The sequence below is a fragment of the Mycobacterium lacus genome (assembly GCF_010731535.1).
Classification (GTDB): domain Bacteria; phylum Actinomycetota; class Actinomycetes; order Mycobacteriales; family Mycobacteriaceae; genus Mycobacterium; species Mycobacterium lacus.
Genome location: NZ_AP022581.1, coordinates 1,281,579 through 1,300,101 on the forward strand (window position 1 = coordinate 1,281,579; position 18,523 = coordinate 1,300,101).

The 18,523-nt window shown below is 67.9% G+C and carries 14 protein-coding genes and 2 pseudogenes; 12 read left to right on the plus strand and 4 right to left on the minus strand.

Annotation, left to right across the window (positions count from 1 at the left end; all coding sequences use genetic code 11):
* Positions 1-250: 250 nt before the first annotated feature.
* Positions 251-789: pseudogene (locus G6N24_RS06050) on the minus strand (GNAT family N-acetyltransferase).
* 18 nt (positions 790-807) lie between these two features.
* Positions 808-2,013, minus strand: a complete 1,206-nt coding sequence (locus G6N24_RS06055) for a serine hydrolase domain-containing protein (protein ID WP_085159830.1) — start codon at positions 2,011-2,013, stop codon at positions 808-810.
* A gap of 309 nt (positions 2,014-2,322) precedes the next feature.
* Between G6N24_RS06055 and G6N24_RS06060 the strand changes: the two genes are divergently transcribed.
* The 5 genes from G6N24_RS06060 (at position 2,323) to G6N24_RS06080 (ending at position 7,892) form a co-directional block, all read left to right on the plus strand.
* Positions 2,323-3,186, plus strand: a complete 864-nt coding sequence (locus tag G6N24_RS06060; RefSeq protein WP_085159804.1) for an LppX_LprAFG lipoprotein — start codon at positions 2,323-2,325, stop codon at positions 3,184-3,186.
* Positions 3,187-3,362: 176 nt separating this feature from the next.
* The gene (locus G6N24_RS06065; RefSeq protein ID WP_139822359.1) at positions 3,363-4,826 is read left to right on the plus strand and encodes a fatty acid desaturase; all 1,464 of its coding nucleotides are present in this window, start codon (positions 3,363-3,365) and stop codon (positions 4,824-4,826) included.
* Positions 4,823-6,007, plus strand: coding sequence for a type III polyketide synthase (locus G6N24_RS06070; protein WP_085159800.1), 1,185 nt, complete (start codon positions 4,823-4,825; stop codon positions 6,005-6,007). The genes G6N24_RS06065 and G6N24_RS06070 overlap by 4 nt, the downstream gene beginning before the upstream one ends.
* Positions 6,004-6,969 (plus strand): sulfotransferase domain-containing protein, encoded by a 966-nt coding sequence (locus G6N24_RS06075; protein ID WP_085159798.1) that lies wholly within the window; start codon positions 6,004-6,006, stop codon positions 6,967-6,969. Before G6N24_RS06070 ends, G6N24_RS06075 begins: the two co-directional genes overlap by 4 nt.
* 26 nt (positions 6,970-6,995) lie before the next feature.
* Entirely contained in the window at positions 6,996-7,892 is an 897-nt protein-coding gene (locus tag G6N24_RS06080) for a sulfotransferase domain-containing protein (RefSeq protein WP_085159828.1), read from the plus strand.
* Here G6N24_RS06080 and G6N24_RS06085 read toward each other — a convergent pair.
* Together G6N24_RS06085 and G6N24_RS06090 are read right to left on the minus strand one after the other, a co-directional pair.
* Positions 7,889-7,960 (minus strand): annotated as a pseudogene (locus G6N24_RS06085) (class I SAM-dependent methyltransferase); the annotation flags it as partial. The gene G6N24_RS06080 and the pseudogene G6N24_RS06085 sit on opposite strands and share 4 nt — an antisense overlap.
* A gap of 26 nt (positions 7,961-7,986) precedes the next feature.
* On the minus strand, positions 7,987-9,276 hold the full coding sequence (locus tag G6N24_RS06090) for an HNH endonuclease (RefSeq protein WP_085159796.1): 1,290 nt from the start codon (positions 9,274-9,276) through the stop codon (positions 7,987-7,989).
* 138 nt (positions 9,277-9,414) lie between these two features.
* On the opposite strand from G6N24_RS06090, the gene pyrR reads away from it, so the two are divergent.
* The 7 genes from pyrR to pyrF are packed head-to-tail and all read left to right on the plus strand — an operon-like array spanning position 9,415 to position 18,027.
* Entirely contained in the window at positions 9,415-9,975 is a 561-nt protein-coding gene (gene pyrR / locus G6N24_RS06095) for a bifunctional pyr operon transcriptional regulator/uracil phosphoribosyltransferase PyrR (protein WP_372514469.1), read from the plus strand.
* Complete coding sequence (locus G6N24_RS06100) at positions 9,972-10,916, plus strand: aspartate carbamoyltransferase catalytic subunit (RefSeq protein WP_085159794.1); 945 nt, start codon at positions 9,972-9,974, stop codon at positions 10,914-10,916. The genes pyrR and G6N24_RS06100 overlap by 4 nt, the downstream gene beginning before the upstream one ends.
* Positions 10,913-12,217 carry a dihydroorotase gene (locus tag G6N24_RS06105; RefSeq protein WP_085159792.1) on the plus strand — a complete coding sequence of 435 codons (1,305 nt, stop codon included), beginning with the start codon at positions 10,913-10,915 and terminating at the stop codon, positions 12,215-12,217. The genes G6N24_RS06100 and G6N24_RS06105 overlap by 4 nt, the downstream gene beginning before the upstream one ends.
* Complete coding sequence (locus G6N24_RS06110) at positions 12,214-12,711, plus strand: PH-like domain-containing protein (RefSeq protein WP_085159790.1); 498 nt, start codon at positions 12,214-12,216, stop codon at positions 12,709-12,711. The genes G6N24_RS06105 and G6N24_RS06110 overlap by 4 nt, the downstream gene beginning before the upstream one ends.
* Positions 12,708-13,826 (plus strand): glutamine-hydrolyzing carbamoyl-phosphate synthase small subunit, encoded by a 1,119-nt coding sequence (gene carA / locus G6N24_RS06115; RefSeq protein WP_085159788.1) that lies wholly within the window; start codon positions 12,708-12,710, stop codon positions 13,824-13,826. Before G6N24_RS06110 ends, carA begins: the two co-directional genes overlap by 4 nt.
* Positions 13,826-17,191 (plus strand): carbamoyl-phosphate synthase large subunit, encoded by a 3,366-nt coding sequence (gene carB, locus G6N24_RS06120; RefSeq protein WP_085159785.1) that lies wholly within the window; start codon positions 13,826-13,828, stop codon positions 17,189-17,191. The genes carA and carB overlap by 1 nt, the downstream gene beginning before the upstream one ends.
* Positions 17,188-18,027, plus strand: coding sequence for an orotidine-5'-phosphate decarboxylase (gene pyrF, locus G6N24_RS06125; RefSeq protein WP_085159783.1), 840 nt, complete (start codon positions 17,188-17,190; stop codon positions 18,025-18,027). The genes carB and pyrF overlap by 4 nt, the downstream gene beginning before the upstream one ends.
* The last annotated feature ends 496 nt before the right edge of the window (positions 18,028-18,523 follow it).

Genomic DNA, 18,523 nt, shown 5'->3' on the forward strand with positions numbered 1-18,523 from the left:
GCACGATTCCAACACTTTTCGGAGTAGTTCGCCGAGGCGGCTGGCGTGGTATTGCACGCGAGCCGCATCGAGAATCACCCCAGCCCCGCCATGCACACGAGTTTCCGGCAGGCGACTTCGGAGGGCCATCCGCGAGGTTGTCAGGCGCGGATCGGTGAGTTTTCGGCGTCCTCTGATCCGACGGATTCGGGCTCTGCGGTTGACGGTTCGGGTGTGATGCCGACGTCGACCACGTGACGATCACCGAGGACTACCGCAGGATCTTGGCGTAGAGCAGGCTGTCACAGGGTCGGGACCCATGGTCGGGTAGACGGCGTAGCGGTTGAGCCGGCCCTCCAACGCGAATCCGGACCGCTGCAGCAGGTGAGCAGACCGCTCGTTGTCGACGTGGCAGGTCGCCCAGACCCGGTACACCTCGGTGTCGGCGGCCAGCTCGGCCAGCAGTAGGGTGAGCGCTTCGGACATGAAGCCCATGCCCCACCACGTCCGGCCCAGGCAGTAACCAAGTTCGACGGAGTGGCGTGCCCGACGCCGGCAGCTGATGAGGCCGACGACGTCGTCGCCGTCGCGCGGCGCGATGAGCCAGGTCCGCTCCTCGTCAGAGATATTGAAAAGCTCGGTGATCACCCGCCGTGTTTCCGCGACGTCGGGGTGCGGGGTCCACAGCAGATACCGCGTGACCTCGGGATCGCGGGCCACCGTCGCGTAGAGCGCGTCGGCGTCGTCGAGCCTGGGTGGGTGCAGCAGCAGCCGCGGCCCGGTCATGTGGTCAGGTGGGTGGCCGATCATGGTGGCGCCGTCCCACGGCTACAGCCCAAGCGCGCGATAGGTGCGGCGCACGAACTTCGGTTGTGCCGTCCGCAGTTTCGCCAACCCCGGGTTACCCGCGACGGCGGTGGCGGCGTCCACGGACAGGTCGGGACAATGCTGGATCAGATACAGCAGGATCAGGTCCGCCGCCGGATCGGCCTGCCACCACGTCCCATACGCGCCGGGCCAGCTGAATGTTCCGAGCCCGCCCGGCCCGAACAACGGTGCGGACTTCGCCGGATCGGTCACCACCGACAGGTTGAACCCGAACCCACGGCCGACCCAGAACGGTGCCCCCAGGAAGTTGTGCCGCTTCTGCTCGCCGGTCAGCCGGTCGGTGCGCATCAGCCGCGCCGACTCCGGCGACAACACCCGAACACCGTCAACAGACCCGTCGCCCAGCAGCATCCGCACGAACCGCAGGTAATCGTCGGCGGTCGACCACAACCCGCCGCCGGCGTTGCAGAACGACGGCGGCGTGACGTGGGGCGGGCCCATCACGTCGTGGCGCAGCCGGTCCTCGTCGTCGAGCCGGTACATGGTGGCCGCGCGTTGCCGCGCGTCGCCCGACACGAAGAAGCCGGTGTCGGTCATGCCTGCCGGACCTAGCACCCGCTCGTCGAGGACCTGATGGAACGGCTTGTCCTCGATGCGGGCCACGATGACGCCCAGCACGTCGATGGCGTGGCTATAGGTCACCCGGTCGCCGGGCTGGTGCACCAGCGGGAGGGCGCCAAGTTCGGCCAGCCAGGCGTCGGGGCCCTGGCCGAACGGCAGCCGCATGTACGCCCGCGAGATCGGCCCGGACGCCGAAAAGCTGTAGGCCAGGCCGCTGGTGTGGGTGAGCAGATCCTCGACCAGGATGGCCCGCCGCGCGGGATGCGTCTCCTCCAGCGGGCCGCCGGGGTCGTCCAGCACCCGCGCGTCCGCCAGCTCCGGCGCCCAGCGCGCAATCGGATCGTGCAGCGCCAGCTTGCCCTCGTCGACCAGGCTCATGGCCGCCGCCACCGTGACCGGCTTGGTCATCGACGCGATGCGAAAAAGCGTGTCTCGTTGCATGGGCAGGCCCGCGTCGACGTCTCGGTATCCGATCTCGTTGACCTGCAACACTTCTCCGCGCTGCCAGACCACCGTCACCGCGCCTGCGAGCAGGCCGGCGTCGCAGACCTCGCGGATGCCCGCCTGATTGCCTTCGAGCCTCACCCGATTCAGGTTAGCCTCCCGTTGCTCACCGGCAGGTTCGCTGGTTGCGCGAAAGGGCTTCTTGCGCACGGTGTCGCGTGTTACTGTCGCGCTCTCCGGCGAAGGCGATCTGGGGAACATGCTGTGAGGGGCAGCGACGGCGTTGGACGGTGCTGTCGTTGCTCGTGATCCAGGGTGCGGGTGAGCAGTCACCGAGACCCGCAACCATGGAACGGGGCTTGGCTTGGCCAGCTTCGTCCACGTCGTGCCACGAGGGCAGCCAGCGGCTGCCCCTCACCACCGGTTGGATAACTCACCCAAAGGTTGGCCATGCATGGCTTGATCTCACCACCGCACACCTCCCACCGGCCTGTCTCCCGCCGCCGGCACCCGGTGCCTGTCGCGATCCTGATCGCGGCAGCGCTGTTCGCAATGTTCGTCACCGGGTGCGGGAAAAAATCGTCAACGGCGACATCCCAGACGCCCGGGGCATCTGGGACTTCCTCCCCGGCGAGCCCGACGTCGGGCGCGCCGTCGTCACAAGCCGCGCAACTCGTGCAGGACTGCTCCAAGGCGACCACGGCCCTGCATTCGCTTCACGTCGTGCTGTCGACCGACAACATCACCACCCTCCCGATGGAGAGCGTTGACGCCGACGTGACCAACCAGCCGCAGGACCAGGGCGGACGGGCGGTCGGCAACGCCAACGTCAGGTTGCAGCCCAACACCCCGGCGGTCGCCAAGCAGTTCGTGGTCACCAACAAGACCATGTACACCAAGAACGACGACGGCACGTACACCCCCATGGGACCGGCGCAGAGGATCTACGACCCCGGCGTCGTGCTGTCCAAGGACAAGGGATTGGGCGCTGTTGTCGGCAAGGTGCAAAGCCCGCAGGTGGCCGGCAACGAAACCATCAACGGCGTTGCCGCCGTCAAGGTGACCGGAACCATCGACGCGGCGGTGATCGATCCCGTGGTGCCTGGGTTGGGCAAGGGCGGGGGAACCCTCCCGATCGCCCTGTACATCGTTGACGTGAACGCAGCGGGTGCCAGCCCAACCGCTACGCCCGGGGCGCCTTCGCGCGGACCCGACCCGAACCTGGTGCGGATGGTGGTCGACAAGGACCAGGGCCACGTCACGATCACCCTGTCGGCGTGGGGACAGCCCGTCAACATCCCCAATCCCGGGTAGGCAGGCGGCGAACTTCGGATCGAGAGCCGGCCCAGATGCACGGGGGGCCGGGAGCAGCCTCGTGGCCGGTTCTCGTCCGGCGAAATCCGTTGAGAATTCGCCAAGGGTGCCGCCCCACCATTGGGCCCGGTCCGGACGGAGCGCCGGACCTCACCCGATCACACCTGGAGCTGCCAATGACTAACGACCTCCCGGAAGTCCAGGAGCGCGATTGGAGTCCACGCCCCGCTCCTCCCGGTGGACCACCGGTGTCAGACGTATGGGTCTACAACGGACGGGCGTACGACCTGAGTGACTGGATCACCAGGCATCCCGGCGGCGCCTTCTTCATCGGACGCACCAGAAACCGTGACATCACCACCATCGTCGGGTCCTACCATCGCGACCCGGCGAAGATCGAACGAATCCTGCAGCGCCGGTACGCGTTGGGCCGCGACGCAACACCGCGGGACATCCATCCCAAACACAACGCACCGCCTTTCCTTTTCAAAGACGGCTTCAACAGCTGGCGGGACACGCCCGCGTACCGATTCGACGACGACAACGACCTGCTGCACCGGGTCAAGGCGCGACTGAACGAGCCGGCGCTGGCCGCGCGGATCAAGCGCATGGACACGCTCTTCAACATCGTCGCCGCGCTGCTGGCCATTGGCTATCTCGCGGTTCAGGGTGTGCGGCTCGCCGAATCCCGGTGGATGCCGCTGCCGGTCTTCGTGATCGCGATGGTCCTGCTGCGCAGTTCCCTGGCGGGGTTTGGTCATTACGCGTTGCACCGCCGGCAGCGGGGGATCAACAGGGTGCTCGACAACGCCTTCGACCTGAACTATGTGGCGCTGGCCTTGGTCACCGCCGACGGGCACGCCCTGCTGCACCATCCGTATACCCACAGCGATGTCGACATCAAGAAGAACGTGTTCACGATGATGATGCGGCTGCCGCGGTTGTATCGGGTTCCCGTGCATACCGTTCACAAGTTCGGCCACATGCTCAGCGGCATGGCCATCCGGATCGTCGACGTTTGGCGAATCACGCGCAAGGTGGGCGTCGAGAAGACCTATGGAAGCTGGCGTGGGGCGCTTGGTCACTTTCTCGGGTCGTCGGGCGTGCACCTGCTCCTGGTGGGCGAGCTGGTTGCCTTCGTGCTCGCCGGTGACTTCTGGGCCTGGGCACTGCAATTCGTCGCGACACTGTGGGTCAGCACCTTCATGGTCGTCGCGAGCCATGAGTTCGAGGACGGCACCGATCAGGGCGCCGTCGGCGCCGACTGGGGCATCGATCAACTCGAGCACTCCAACGACCTGATCGTGGTGGGGAACCGCTACGTCGATTGCTTCCTGTCGGCCGGCCTGAGTTCGCACCGGGTCCACCACGTGCTGCCGTTTCAGCGCAGCGGATTCGCCAATATCGTTACCGAGGACGTGTTGCGGGAAGAGGCGGCGAAATTCGGCGTCGAGTGGCTTCCCGCAAAGAGTTTCGTCGCCGATCGGCTGCCCAAGCTGTGTCGGACGTATCTGTTGTCGCCTTCCCGCCAGGCCAAAGAGCGGAATTGGGGCTTCATCCGCGAACATTGCTCGCCCGCAGCGTGGAAATCGATTGTCAATTACGTGCTTTCGGGGTTCGTGGGAATCGGGTCGGTATGAACACCCCTTTTGAGGGCGGCGCCCTGTGCCCGGCCGGCGATGAGCCGCACTACGACCTCACCCAGTTGCCGCCGGCCCCGCCCACCACAGTGGCGGTGATTGAAAGCATTGCGACGGGTGCGCCGCGCCGCGTTGTCGATCAGGCCGATGCCGCTGCCCGGGTCGCCTCGTTGTTCCGCGATCCCGGGCAGCGGCAACGGATTCCGCGGATTTATCGAAAGACGCGGATCACCACCCGCCGGATGGCGGTTGACCCGCTCGATCCCGAGTTCGACACGTTCCGGCGGAACCGGGGAACGATCCGCGATCGAATGAACCTGTACTACCGGCACGCGGTTCCGCTGGCGGTCGAGGTGGGCGGGCGTGCGCTGGCCGGCCTTCCGTACGGGGTGGACGAGGTCGGGTTGCTGGTGTTCGTGACCAGCACCGGATTCATCGCTCCGGGTGTGGATCTGGCGATCGTCAAGGAACTCGGCCTGTCGCGGTCGATCTCGCGTGTCGTGATCAACTTCATGGGATGCGCGGCCGCGATGAACGCCATCCGCCTGGCCACGAGCTATGTTCGTGCCTACCCGGGCATGAAGGCGATGGTGGTGGGCATCGAGTTATGTTCGGTGAACGCGGTTTTCGCCGACGACGTCAACGATGTCGTCACGCACAGCCTGTTCGGCGACGGGTGCGCGGCGATGGTGATCGGCGCCGGCCGGGTTCACGAGAAACTCGAGCCGGGCAAGGTGGTGATCCGCAGTAGTTTCAGCCGGCTGCTCGACGACGCCGAGGACGGCATCGTGCTGGGCGTCAACCACAACGGCATCACCTGCGAGCTGTCCGAGAACCTTCCCGAATATATCTACGCCGGTGTCGATCCGGTCGTGACAGAGATGCTGCATGACAACGGATTACAAAAGTCTGACATCGACCTGTGGGCGATCCATCCGGGCGGCCCCAGAATCATCGAGGAATCGCTGCGGTCGCTGGCGATCCCCCCGGAACGGGCGGCGCGCAGCTGGGACGTGCTGGCGGGCTTCGGCAACATGCTCAGCGTATCGCTGATCTTTGTGCTGGAAATGATGGTGCGGCAGGCAGAGTCGACGAAGGCCATCTCGACGGGTGTGGCGTTCGCGTTCGCGCCGGGCGTCACCGTCGAGGGGATGCTGTTCGACATCATCCGACGGCCATGAACTCCTCAGCCGCTGGCCGGGTCGAGTACCGCTCGTGGATGAGCGACAACCTGCGGTGGGACGCGCTGGCCTTGCGCGAGGGTGACATCGTCATCTCCGCGCCGCCGAAATGCGGCACCACCTGGACACAGCGGCTGGTGTCCCTGCTCGTCTTCGATGGCCCTCACCTGCCGGGGCCGATGCAGCTGATCTCGCCGTGGCTCGATCTGACCGCCGCGCCCATCGAGGAAGTCGTCGCCGCCCTCGACGCCCAGCAACACCGCCGATTCATCAAGACCCACACGCCGCTCGACGGCCTGGTGCTCGACGATCGCGTCACCTACATCGGGGTGGGCCGCGATCCGCGCGATGCCGCGGTTTCGATGCTCTTGGACCGGGACCGGATGCGGGCCCTGCACGAGGCCGCGGGGCCGCGCGGCGAGCGATTCGCCCCGCCGGGTCTCGACTTCGTCGGCGAATACAGCCCGCTCGACGTGCTCCGCAAATGGATGGAGGGGCCGATCAGGCCCACCCAGGGAATCGCGTCGTTGGCGACGATCCTGCATCACTACGGCTCGGTCTGGTCCCGCCGCCACCTGCCCAACGTCGCGATGTTCCACTACGCCGACTACCGGGTGGACCTGGTGGGCGAACTCGTCCGTCTCGCCGCGGCCCTCAGTGTCGACCTGGGTCGCGATCGTGCCGAGGCGCTGGCCCGGCACGCCACGCTAGACGCCATGCGGGCTCGCGCCGCGGAACTCGCCCCCGAAGCCCCCCACGGCGTCCGGCCTGGGAAGGAGCGGACCAAAAACGATCCCTTCTTCCGAGCCGGTGGTCGCGGGGAGTGGCGCCAGATCTTCACCGAGGCCGAGCACCGGCGATACCCCGGCCGCGCGGCCGAACTGGCCGGGCCGGACCTTCTCGCCTGGGCTCACGAGGGCCGCCGGGGTCACGAACCCGCCAGCGAAGGGGTGCCGGGGTGAGCCACCGCGTGGTGTACCGCTCGTGGATGAGCGACAGCCTGCGTTGGGACGCGTGTCAGTTGAGGGAGGGCGACATCGTCATCTCCGCGCCGTCGAAGTGCGGCGTGACCTGGACCCAGCGCCTGGTGTCTCTGCTCGTCTTCGACGGGCCGGACTTGCCGGGGCCACTGTCGACGGTGTCGCCGTGGCTCGACGCGAACATGCGGCCGATCGAGGAGGTCGTCGCCACGCTTAACGCGCAGGATCACCGCCGGTTCATCAAGACCCACACGCCACTGGACGGCCTGCTGCTCGACGATCGCGTCACCTACATAGGCGTGGGACGTGATCCGCGCGATGCCGCGATGTCGGAGCTGCACCAATGGGACAACATGAACCTGGACCGGATGCGGAGCCTGCACGCCGCCTTTGCCGAGGTTCCCCCCCGCCGCAGCCTGGCCGGCGCGTTCCGGGACTGGATGGAGGGGCCGGCGATGCCGCCTCAGGGATTCCTGCCACCCGCCAGGCCGATGGGCTCGCTCGCCAACATCCTCCACCACTTCGGCACGTTCTGGGACCGACGCCACCTGCCCAACGTGGCCATGTTCCACTTCGGCGACTACCAGCGCGACCTCACGGGCGAGCTGGTCCGCCTGGCCGCGGCGCTCGGCTTTGCCATCGGTCACGATCGCGCCGCGGAGCTGGCGCAGCACGCCACGCTGGGCGCAATGCGGGCTCGCGCAACCGAATTCGCCCCCAATTCCACCGAAGGCATCTGGCGCAGCGATGAGCGCTTCTTCCGGGGCGGTGGCCACGGAGAATGGCGCGAATGTTTCACCGACGCCGTCTACCGGCGCTACTACGATCGCATCAACCGGCTGGCCCCGCCGGATCTCCTCGCCTGGGCGCACGAGGGTCGCCAGGGCCGTGACCCCGCCGACTAACGCCGTTGCGCGCGGACGTACCAGAACGCCATCTCGACCTCCGTGCCGTCGAGTTTCCGGCGCACCGAAATCGATGCCTGTCATGCTCGCCAGCTTAGGCCGCGTGAAGTTCGGCGAGCGCGACGCCGATCCTGGTCTCGACATCACTGACGTATATCTCGAACGGCCCGGGTAATGGCGGCGCCGTGGAGTGGTAGCACATACCGGTGGGTGTCGTGAATTCGGCTGTGTGCCGTCCGCTTTCGTCTGTGGCGGTGCTGACGCGCCAGCCGGGTGACTCCTTGACGTAGTTGCATCGCTCGCACGATCCAAGCCCGTTTGCCGCGGTCGTCGGACCGCCGCGATGATGCGGCTTGGCGTGGTCACGGTGGCGGATTGGGGCGTCGCAGTAGGGGGTGCGACAGCCCTGATCACGCAACCCGATGAATGCCGCCAGGCCCTTCGGGAAGCGGCGCGTCCGCGACTCCATAGCCACCAAGGCGCCCGAGCGCGGATGACGGTAGAGCCGGCGCAGCGTGGCCCGCGACCGGGCATCGGCGACCGCGTCGCTCACCAGGTTGCGGGCCACGGCGGCCGGGATCGGGCCATACCCGTCGACCACAGCGGTCGCGTCGCTGCCACCCAGCAGCGTTTCGTCGGAGAGGACCAGGTTGACCGCCACCGGTTGAGCGACATCGGCTGGCCGGCCGGTAACGCGTTCGATCAACGTGTCGGCCATCACCTGGCCACGTGTGCGGCCATCGAACGTGGCGTCGGCGGCCCGCTTGAGGGCCGCGTACACCGACACACCTTGGGCCATCGGAAGTAGCGCCGTCACCCAGGTCATCGTGTCGGGGGCCGGCCGAATTGTGACCGTGCGTTCGGATTCGGCCTTCGCGGCCCGGTCGACCACGGCCTGGGCGTTGAGCCGGTAGGCGATTGCCCGGGCCGCCGCGGCGATCCGCGCGTCACCCATCCCGGCCAGCTTCGACCCGTCGGCGCATAGCTCGGCGTCCAGCGCGCGGCGATCGTCGACGTCCAAGCAAGCCGACTCCCGGACGATCAGCGTCGCCCGCCATTCCGACAACCGCCCAACTTCGAGCGCGGCAAGCGTGTGCGGCATCTCGTATACCAGCGCCTTCGCGAATCCGAGATGCCTGCCGCCTCGAGCCGGGGAATCTTGCCGCGCCAGTGCGATCTCACTGGCCAGCCCACGGCCGCGCTGGGCCGCAGGCACTCCGGCGTTGGCCTCATTGGAGCGACGCCGCGCATCCAGCGCCACAGCGGCGCGCGCCTGACCTGCGGCGGCGGCCGATTTCACCCGCTCCAGCTCGGCGATCCGCGCAACCAGGGCCGCCTCGTCGTCGTGGGAATCGACGGCCGCAAGCCCACCTATATCGAACATGTGTTCGACTATAGCACGTCTTTCCGACACGGCGACCGCACTGCCAGCCCGGCGGCGAGCAAGTGCTACGCTGCCGGGCAACCGACATCCTTTAACGACCCGTCCCGAGAGGCGGAGAAGGAGGTCCGTCAACAAAGCATGTCTCGCATGGGTGCTGCCACCGGCAGGGAGTTGATGTCCGCGGCCGACGTCAGCCGCACCATTTCTCGCATTGCGCACCAGATCATCGAGAAGACCGCGCTGGACGGGCCGGATGCGCCGCGGGTCGTGCTGCTGGGCATTCCGACGCGCGGCGTGACCCTGGCGAATCGCCTGGCAACCAATATCGGCGAATACAGCGGCATCCAGGTCGGCCATGGCGCGCTGGACATCACCCTGTACCGCGACGATCTGATGATCAAGCCGCCGCGGCCCCTGGAGACGACCTCGATCCCGGTCGGCGGGATCGACGACGCGCTGGTGATCCTCGTCGACGACGTGCTGTACTCCGGGCGGTCGGTGCGCTCGGCCCTGGACGCGCTGCGCGACGTGGGCCGGCCGCGGGCCGTGCAATTGGCGGTCCTGGTCGACCGCGGCCACCGGGAACTGCCATTGCGCGCCGACTATGTAGGCAAGAACGTGCCGACCTCGCGCAGCGAGAGCGTGCAGGTGCGGCTGCGCGAGCACGACGGCCGCGACGGCGTGGTGATCTCCCGATGACGCGGCATCTGCTGGCTGCCGGCGATTTGAGCCGCGACGACGCAACCGCCATCCTCGACGACGCCGACCGCTTCGCGCAGGCGTTGGTGGGTCGCGAGATCAAGAAACTGCCGACGCTGCGCGGTCGCACCGTCGTCACGATGTTCTACGAGAACTCCACCCGCACCCGGGTGTCGTTCGAGGTGGCCGGCAAGTGGATGAGCGCCGACGTCGTCAACGTCAGCGCCGCCGGATCGTCGGTCGGCAAAGGAGAGTCGCTGCGCGATACCGCGCTGACGCTGCGCGCGGCGGGCGCTGACGCGCTGATCATCCGGCATCCCGCGTCCGGGGCCGCGCACCTGCTCGCCGAATGGACGTGTGTGAAAGACCACGGCCCGTCGGTGATCAACGCCGGTGACGGCACCCATGAGCACCCGACCCAGGCGCTGCTGGACGCGCTGACCATCCGGCAACGGCTCGGCGGCATCGAAGGCCGGCGCATCGTCATCGTCGGCGACATCCTGCACAGCCGCGTCGCGCGCTCCAACGTCATGCTGCTGGACACCCTGGGTGCCGAGGTGGTGCTGGTGGCGCCGCCGACACTGCTGCCGGTCGGGGTGGCCCGCTGGCCGGCCACCGTCTCCTACGACCTCGACGCCGAATTGCCCGCCGCCGACGCTGTGCTGATGCTGCGGGTGCAGGCCGAGCGGATGAACGGTGGGTTCTTCCCGTCGGTGCGCGAGTACTCAGTTCGTTACGGGCTTTCCGATCGGCGTCAGGCGATGCTTCCCGGCCATGCCGTGGTGCTGCACCCAGGTCCGATGGTGCGCGGCATGGAGATCGCATCCTCGGTCGCCGACTCGTCGCAATCTGCTGTGCTACAACAGGTTTCCAACGGCGTCCATGTGCGCATGGCGGTGTTGTTCCATGTGCTCATCGGCGCTGAAGAGGTTGCGGCATGACGGTGTTGATCCGCGGTGTGCGGTTGTACGGCGAGGGGGAGCGGGTCGACGTGCTCGTCGACAGTCCCGGCTATGAGGGCCAGATCGCCAACATTGGCCCCGCGCTCGCCATCCCCGACACTGCCGACGTGATCGACGCCACCGGACACGTGCTGCTGCCGGGGTTCGTCGACCTGCACGCCCACCTGCGCGAACCCGGCCGCGAATACGCCGAGGACATCGAAACAGGTTCGGCGGCAGCGGCTTTGGGCGGCTACACTGCGGTGTTCGCGATGCCCAACACCAACCCGGTGGCCGACAGCCCGGTGGTCACCGACCACGTCTGGCACCGCGGCCAGCAGGTCGGCCTGGTCGACGTGCACCCGGTCGGCGCGGTCACCGTCGGACTGGCCGGAACCGAGCTCACCGAGATGGGCATGATGAACGCCGGCGCCGCCCAGGTGCGCATGTTCTCCGACGACGGCGTCTGCGTGCACGACCCGTTGGTGATGCGCCGCGCCCTGGAATACGCCACCGGACTGGGGGTGCTGATCGCCCAGCACGCCGAGGAGCCCAGGCTGACCGTCGGGGCCGTCGCGCACGAGGGGCCCACGGCCGCCAGGCTGGGGCTCGCGGGATGGCCAAGGGCCGCCGAGGAATCGATCGTCGCCCGTGACGCGCTGCTCGCCCGCGATGCCGGCGCCCGGGTGCATATCTGCCACGCGTCGGCCGCGGGCACCGTCGAGATCCTGAAATGGGCTAAGGGGCAAGGTATTTCGATTACCGCCGAGGTCACCCCGCACCACCTGCTGCTCGACGACAGCCGGCTGGTCGGCTATGACGGGGTGAACCGGGTCAACCCGCCGCTACGCGAGGCCGCCGACGCGATTGCGCTGCGGCAAGCGCTGGCCGAAGGGATCATCGACTGTGTGGCCACCGATCACGCCCCGCACGCCGAACACGAAAAATGCGTCGAATTCTGTGCGGCGCGCCCCGGCATGCTGGGGTTGCAGACCGCGTTGTCGGTGGTGGTGCAGACGATGGTGGTGCCGGGCCTGTTGACCTGGCGCGATGTCGCCCGGGTGATGAGCGAAAACCCGGCGCGCATCGTGGGATTGCCCGATCATGGCCGGCCGCTGGACGTGGGGGAGCCGGCCAACCTGGCGGTGGTGGACCCCGACGCCACCTGGACGGTCGCCGGGACCGAATTGGCGAGCCGGTCGGCCAACACCCCGTACGAGTCGATGACCCTGCCCGCCACCGTGACCGCGACCCTGCTGCGCGGGAAGGTCACCGCACGGGATGGGAAGTGCCCGGCATGAACTCCGGCACGCTGGTGGGATCGCTGATCTACGCGGCGGCGCTGGTGGCGGTGATCGCGGTGCTGATCCGGCTGATGATGCGCGGTGGGCGGCGTCGGGCGCAGCGGCAGGAGGAGCTGATCGGCGCGTTGCCCGACGTGCCCGACACCCTCGGCTCGGCCAGTGCCACCACCCGCGGACTCTACTGTGGTTGCACGCTGTCGCCGGAATGGAACGATCGGGTCACCGCGGGCGACCTTGGGTACCGTAGCAGGGCGGTGCTCATCCGCTATCCCGAGGGAATCATGGTGGAACGCGTGCGGGCTCAGCCGATTTGGATTCCCGAGGAGTCGATCTCCGCCATCCGCATGGAACGCGGCATCGCCGGCAAGGTGGTGGCCCGCAGCGGGCTACTCGCGATCCGATGGCGGCTGCCGTCCGGCGTGGAGATCGACACCGGGTTTCGGGCGAACGACCGCGACGAATACGACGGTTGGCTTCAGGAGGCTGCGTGAGCAAGGCGCTACTGGTGCTTGAGGACGGCCGCGTCTTCACCGGGACGCCGTTCGGCGCGATCGGCCAGACGCTCGGCGAAGCCGTGTTTTCCACGGGCATGTCCGGCTACCAGGAGACGCTGACCGATCCCAGTTATCACCGCCAGATCGTGGTGGCCACGGCGCCGCAGATCGGCAACACCGGCTGGAACGGCGAGGACGCCGAGAGCCGGGGTGAGCGGATCTGGGTCGCCGGCTACGCGGTGCGTGATCCGTCGCCGCGGGCCTCCAGCTGGCGTGCCACCGGAACGCTGGAGGGTGAACTCATCCGTCAGCACATCGTGGGGATCGCCGGCATCGACACCCGGGCCGTGGTGCGCCACCTGCGCAGCCGCGGCTCGATGAAGGCGGGCGTGTTCTCCGGGGCGGCGCTGGCCGACCCAGCAACGTTGCTCGAGCGGGTGCGGTCCCAGCAGTCGATGCTGGGCGCCGATTTGGCCGGCGAGGTCAGCACTGCGCAGGCATATGTCGTCGAACCCGAGGGGCCACAACGATTTACGGTGGCGGCCCTGGATCTCGGGATCAAGACCAACACACCGCGCAACTTCGCCCGCCGCGGCATCCGCAGCCACGTCCTGCCGGCGTCGGCGACCTTCGAGCAGATCGCCGACATCAAGCCACACGGCGTGTTCTTGTCCAACGGCCCCGGCGACCCGGCCACCGCCGACCACGTCGTCGCGCTCACCCGGGAGGTGCTGAGCGCCGGAATTCCATTGTTCGGCATCTGTTTCGGCAATCAGATCCTGGGCCGGGCGCTGGGCCTGTCGACCTACAAGATGGTGTTCGGTCACCGCGGAATTAACGTCCCGGTCATCGACCACGCGACCGGGCGGGTCGCGGTGACCGCACAGAACCATGGCTTCGCCCTGGACGGGGAGGCCGGCCAGCGCTTCGACACGCCGTTCGGCCCGGCCGTCGTCAGCCACACCTGCGCCAACGACGGGGTCGTCGAAGGCGTCAAACTCGCTGACGGGCGGGCATTTTCGGTGCAATACCACCCGGAGGCCGCGGCGGGCCCCCACGACGCGGAGTACCTGTTCGACCAGTTCGTCGACCTGATGGCGCGGGGTCGCTAGTGCCCCGTCGCACCGACCTCAACCACGTGCTGGTGATCGGCTCGGGGCCGATCGTCATCGGGCAGGCCTGCGAGTTCGACTACTCCGGCACCCAGGCATGCCGGGTGCTACGCGCGGAGGGACTTCAGGTCAGCCTGGTCAACTCCAACCCGGCCACGATCATGACCGACCCGGAATTCGCCGACCACACCTATGTCGAGCCCATCACGCCGGCGTTCGTGGAGCGGGTGATCGCCCAGCAGGCCGAGCGCGGCAACAGGATCGACGCTTTGCTGGGCACACTGGGTGGGCAGACGGCGCTGAATACCGCGGTCGCGCTGTACCAGAACGGGACCCTGGGAAAGTACGGCGTCGAGCTGATCGGCGCGGATTTCGACGCCATCCAGCGCGGCGAGGACAGGCAGCGGTTCAAGGACATCGTCGCCAAGGTCGGCGGTGAATCCGCCCGCAGCCGAGTGTGTTTCACCATGGACGAGGTGCGCGAAACGGTCGCCGAACTGGGCCTTCCGGTGGTGGTGAGGCCCAGCTTCACCATGGGCGGACTGGGCTCGGGCATGGCGCGCTCGGCCGCGGAGGTCGACCGGATGGCCGGCGCCGGGCTGGCCGCCAGCCCCAGCGCCAACGTGCTGATCGAGGAATCGATCTTCGGCTGGAAGGAATTCGAACTCGAGCTGATGCGTGACCGCCACGACAACGTGGTGGTGGTGTGCTCGATCGAGAACATCGACCCGATGGGCGTACACACCGGCGACTCGGTCACCGTTGCGCCGGCCATGACGCTGACCGACCGGGAATACCAGCGGATGCGCGACCTCGCCATGGCGATCCTGCGTGAGGTTGGGGTGGACACCGGCGGCTGCAACATCCAGTTCGCGGTACATCCGAAAACCGGGCGGCTCATTGTCGTCGAGATGAACCCGCGGGTGTCGCGGTCAAGTGCGCTGGCATCCAAGGCCACCGGCTTTCCGATCGCCAAGATCGCCGCCAAGCTGGCCATCGGCTACACCCTGGACGAGATCGTCAACGACATCACCATGCAAACGCCGGCCTGCTTCGAGCCCACGCTCGACTACGTCGTGGTCAAGGCGCCGCGTTTCGCGTTCGAGAAATTCCCCGGCGCCGATCCCACGCTGACCACCACGATGAAATCCGTCGGCGAGGCAATGTCGTTGGGCCGCAACTTCGTCGAGGCGCTCGGCAAGGTGATGCGGTCCCTGGAGACCACTCGTGCCGGGTTCTGGACGGCCCCTGACCCCGAGGGCGGGGTCCAGGAGGTCCTCGGGCGGCTGCAGACCCCGAGCGAAGGCCGGCTCTACGACATCGAGCTGGCGCTGCGGCTGAGCGCGTCGGTGGAACGGGTCGCCGAGGTGACCGGCATTGACCCGTGGTTCGTCGCACAGATCGACGAGCTGGTCAGGCTGCGTGCCGAGCTGGTCGCCGCCCCGGTACTGGACGCCGACCTGCTTCGGCGCGGCAAGCACAGCGGACTGTCGGACCGCCAGATCGCGGCTTTAAGACCGGAATTGGCCGGCGAAGACGGTGTGCGATCGCTGCGGGAACGACTCGGCATTCACCCGGTGTACAAGACGGTGGACACCTGTGCGGCCGAGTTCGAGGCCAAGACGCCCTATCACTACAGCAGCTACGAACTCGACCCCGCGGCCGAGACCGAGGTGGCTCCGCAGACCGAGAAGCCCAAAGTGCTGATCCTGGGGTCCGGCCCCAACCGGATCGGGCAGGGCATCGAATTCGACTACAGCTGCGTGCACGCGGCAACCACGTTGAGCCAGGCCGGTTTCGAGACCGTCATGGTCAACTGCAACCCGGAGACGGTGTCCACCGACTACGACACCGCCGACCGGCTGTACTTCGAGCCGCTGACGTTCGAGGATGTCCTCGAGGTGTTCCGCGCCGAAGCGCAATCAGCGGGCACGGGACCGGGCGTCGCGGGAGTCATCGTGCAACTCGGCGGCCAGACCCCGCTCGGACTGGCGCAGCGCCTTGCCGATGCCGGCGTCCCGATCGTGGGCACCTCGCCCGAGGCCATCGACCTGGCCGAGGACCGCGGCGCCTTCGGCGACGTGCTGAGCGCCGCCGGACTGCCGGCGCCGAAGTACGGCACGGCAACGACGTTCGAGCAGGCGCGCCGCATCGCCGCGGACATCGGCTATCCGGTGCTGGTGCGGCCGTCATATGTGCTCGGCGGTCGTGGCATGGAGATCGTCTACGACGAGGAGACGCTGAAGGGCTACATCACCCGCGCCACCGAGCTATCCCCCGAACACCCCGTGCTCGTCGACCGTTTTCTCGAGGACGCGGTGGAGATCGACGTCGACGCGTTGTGCGACGGCGCCGAGATCTACATCGGCGGCATCATGGAGCACATCGAGGAGGCCGGCATCCATTCCGGCGACTCGGCCTGCGCGCTGCCGCCGGTGACGCTGGGCCGCAGTGACATCGAGAAGGTCCGCCGGGCGACGGAGGCGATCGCCCATGGCATCGGCGTGGTGGGCCTGCTCAACGTGCAATACGCGCTGAAGGACGACGTGCTCTACGTCTTGGAGGCCAACCCGCGGGCCAGCCGCACGGTGCCCTTCGTCTCGAAGGCCACCGCGATCCCGCTTGCCAAGGCATGCGCCCGGATCATGTTGGGCACCAAGATTTCTCAGCTGCGGGAAGAGGGAATGCTGGCAGCGTCCGGGGACGGCGCCAGTGCGGCGCCTCACGCCCCGATCGCGGTCAAGGAGGCGGTGTTGCCGTTTCACCGCTTCCGCGGCGCCGACGGGGCGGCCATCGATTCCCTGCTTGGCCCGGAGATGAAATCGACCGGCGAGGTCATGGGCATCGACCGTGATTTCGGCAGTGCGTTCGCCAAGAGCCAGACCGCCGCTTATGGCTCGCTGCCGGCCCGGGGCACTGTGTTCGTGTCGGTCGCCAACCGCGACAAGCGATCATTGGTGTTTCCCGTCAAGCGGCTGGCCGACCTCGGGTTCAAGGTTCTGGCCACGGAGGGCACCGCGGAGATGTTGCGCCGCAATGGAATTCCCTGTGACGAGGTTCGCAAGCACTTCGAGCCCCCGCAGCCGGGTCGCCCCGCGGCTTCCGCGGTCGACGCGATTCGGGCCGGTGAGGTCGACATGGTGATCAATACGCCATACGGCAACTCCGGCCCACGCATAGACGGCTACGAGATCCGCTCGGCCGCGGTGGCCGTCAACATCCCCTGCGTGACGACGGTCCAGGGAGCGTCGGCGGCGGTCCAGGGCATCGAGGCGGGAATCCGCGGCGACATCGGGGTGCGGTCGCTGCAGGAGTTGCACAGCGCCATCGGTGCGCGGGGCCCGGCCGATCGAGGGGAGCCGTGACCGGGTTCGGCGTTCGGCTGGCCGATGCGAAAGCCCGCCGCGGGCCGCTGTGTCTGGGCATCGACCCGCACCCCGAGCTGCTGCGGGCCTGGGACCTGCCGGTCACGCCGGACGGGCTGGCCGCCTTCTGCGACATCTGCATCGAGGCGTATGCCGGTTTCGCCGTCGTCAAGCCTCAGGTGGCCTTCTTCGAGTCCTACGGCGCCGCCGGGTATGCGGTGCTGGAACGCACCATGGCCGCGCTGCGCGCCGCCGGCGTGCTGGTGCTGGCCGATGCCAAGCGCGGGGACATCGGCTCGACGATGGCGGCGTACGCCGCCGCCTGGGCGGGTGATTCACCGCTGGCCGCCGACGCGGTGACCGCCTCGCCCTATCTGGGGTTCGGGTCGCTGCGGCCGCTGATCGAGACCGCGGTGGCACATGACCGGGGGGTGTTCGTGTTGGCGGCAACCTCCAACCCGGAGGGTGCGACCGTGCAGCAGGCCCGCTTCGACGACCGCAGCGTCGCCCAGCAGATCGTCGACCAGGCCGCGGTGATCAACCGGACTGCCGGCCAGACCACTGGTCCGGGAGAGCCCGGATCCGTCGGCGTGGTGGTGGGTGCGACGGCCTTTCAGCCGCCCGATCTCGGCGCCTTGAACGGACCAGTGTTGGTGCCCGGGGTCGGGGCGCAGGGTGGGCGCCCTGAGGCGCTTGGTGGCCTGGGCGGGGCTGCGCCGGGCCAGCTGTTGCCAGCGGCGTCGCGCGAGGTGTTGCGGGCAGGCCCCGCCGTATCGGAGCTACGGGCGGCGGGCCAACGGATGCTTGACGCCGTCGCCTACCTGGCCGCGGGGTAGACGGAATTCGATCAGCACACAGTTCGGGAATAGCTACCACCCGTCATTGCGACCCTGACGACTGCCACCGCGACGCTGGCGGGCTGCAGCGTCAACTCACGGGCGGCCTCGGTGCTCATCAAAGACACGACGGCAAAGGGACCGCATTGCATCTCCACCTGCGTCATCGGCCGCAACCGGCACGGCGCTGCCGAATAGCGCGACACGCGCGACACGCGATGAAAAATGCGTGGTCCGCGTCACGACGATACGCGGATGCCCGCCGCCGCCACCGGCAGCGGCCCGGCACCTCCGAGCCGAGCTCCAGCCGCGAGCCGAAAACCCCTGTTAGACAGGGTAATCCGTGTCCACGAGCTAAACTTTTCGTCGTCCACACGGCGCCATATCCAGCCGCCGTCGGTACCACTCGGCGGCCCGTTGGCCGAGCCGCATGCGGGGTCCACGCTGGGCATTTATCGCAGAAACCAGGGGGCTGGGTTAGATTTCGTCAGGAAGC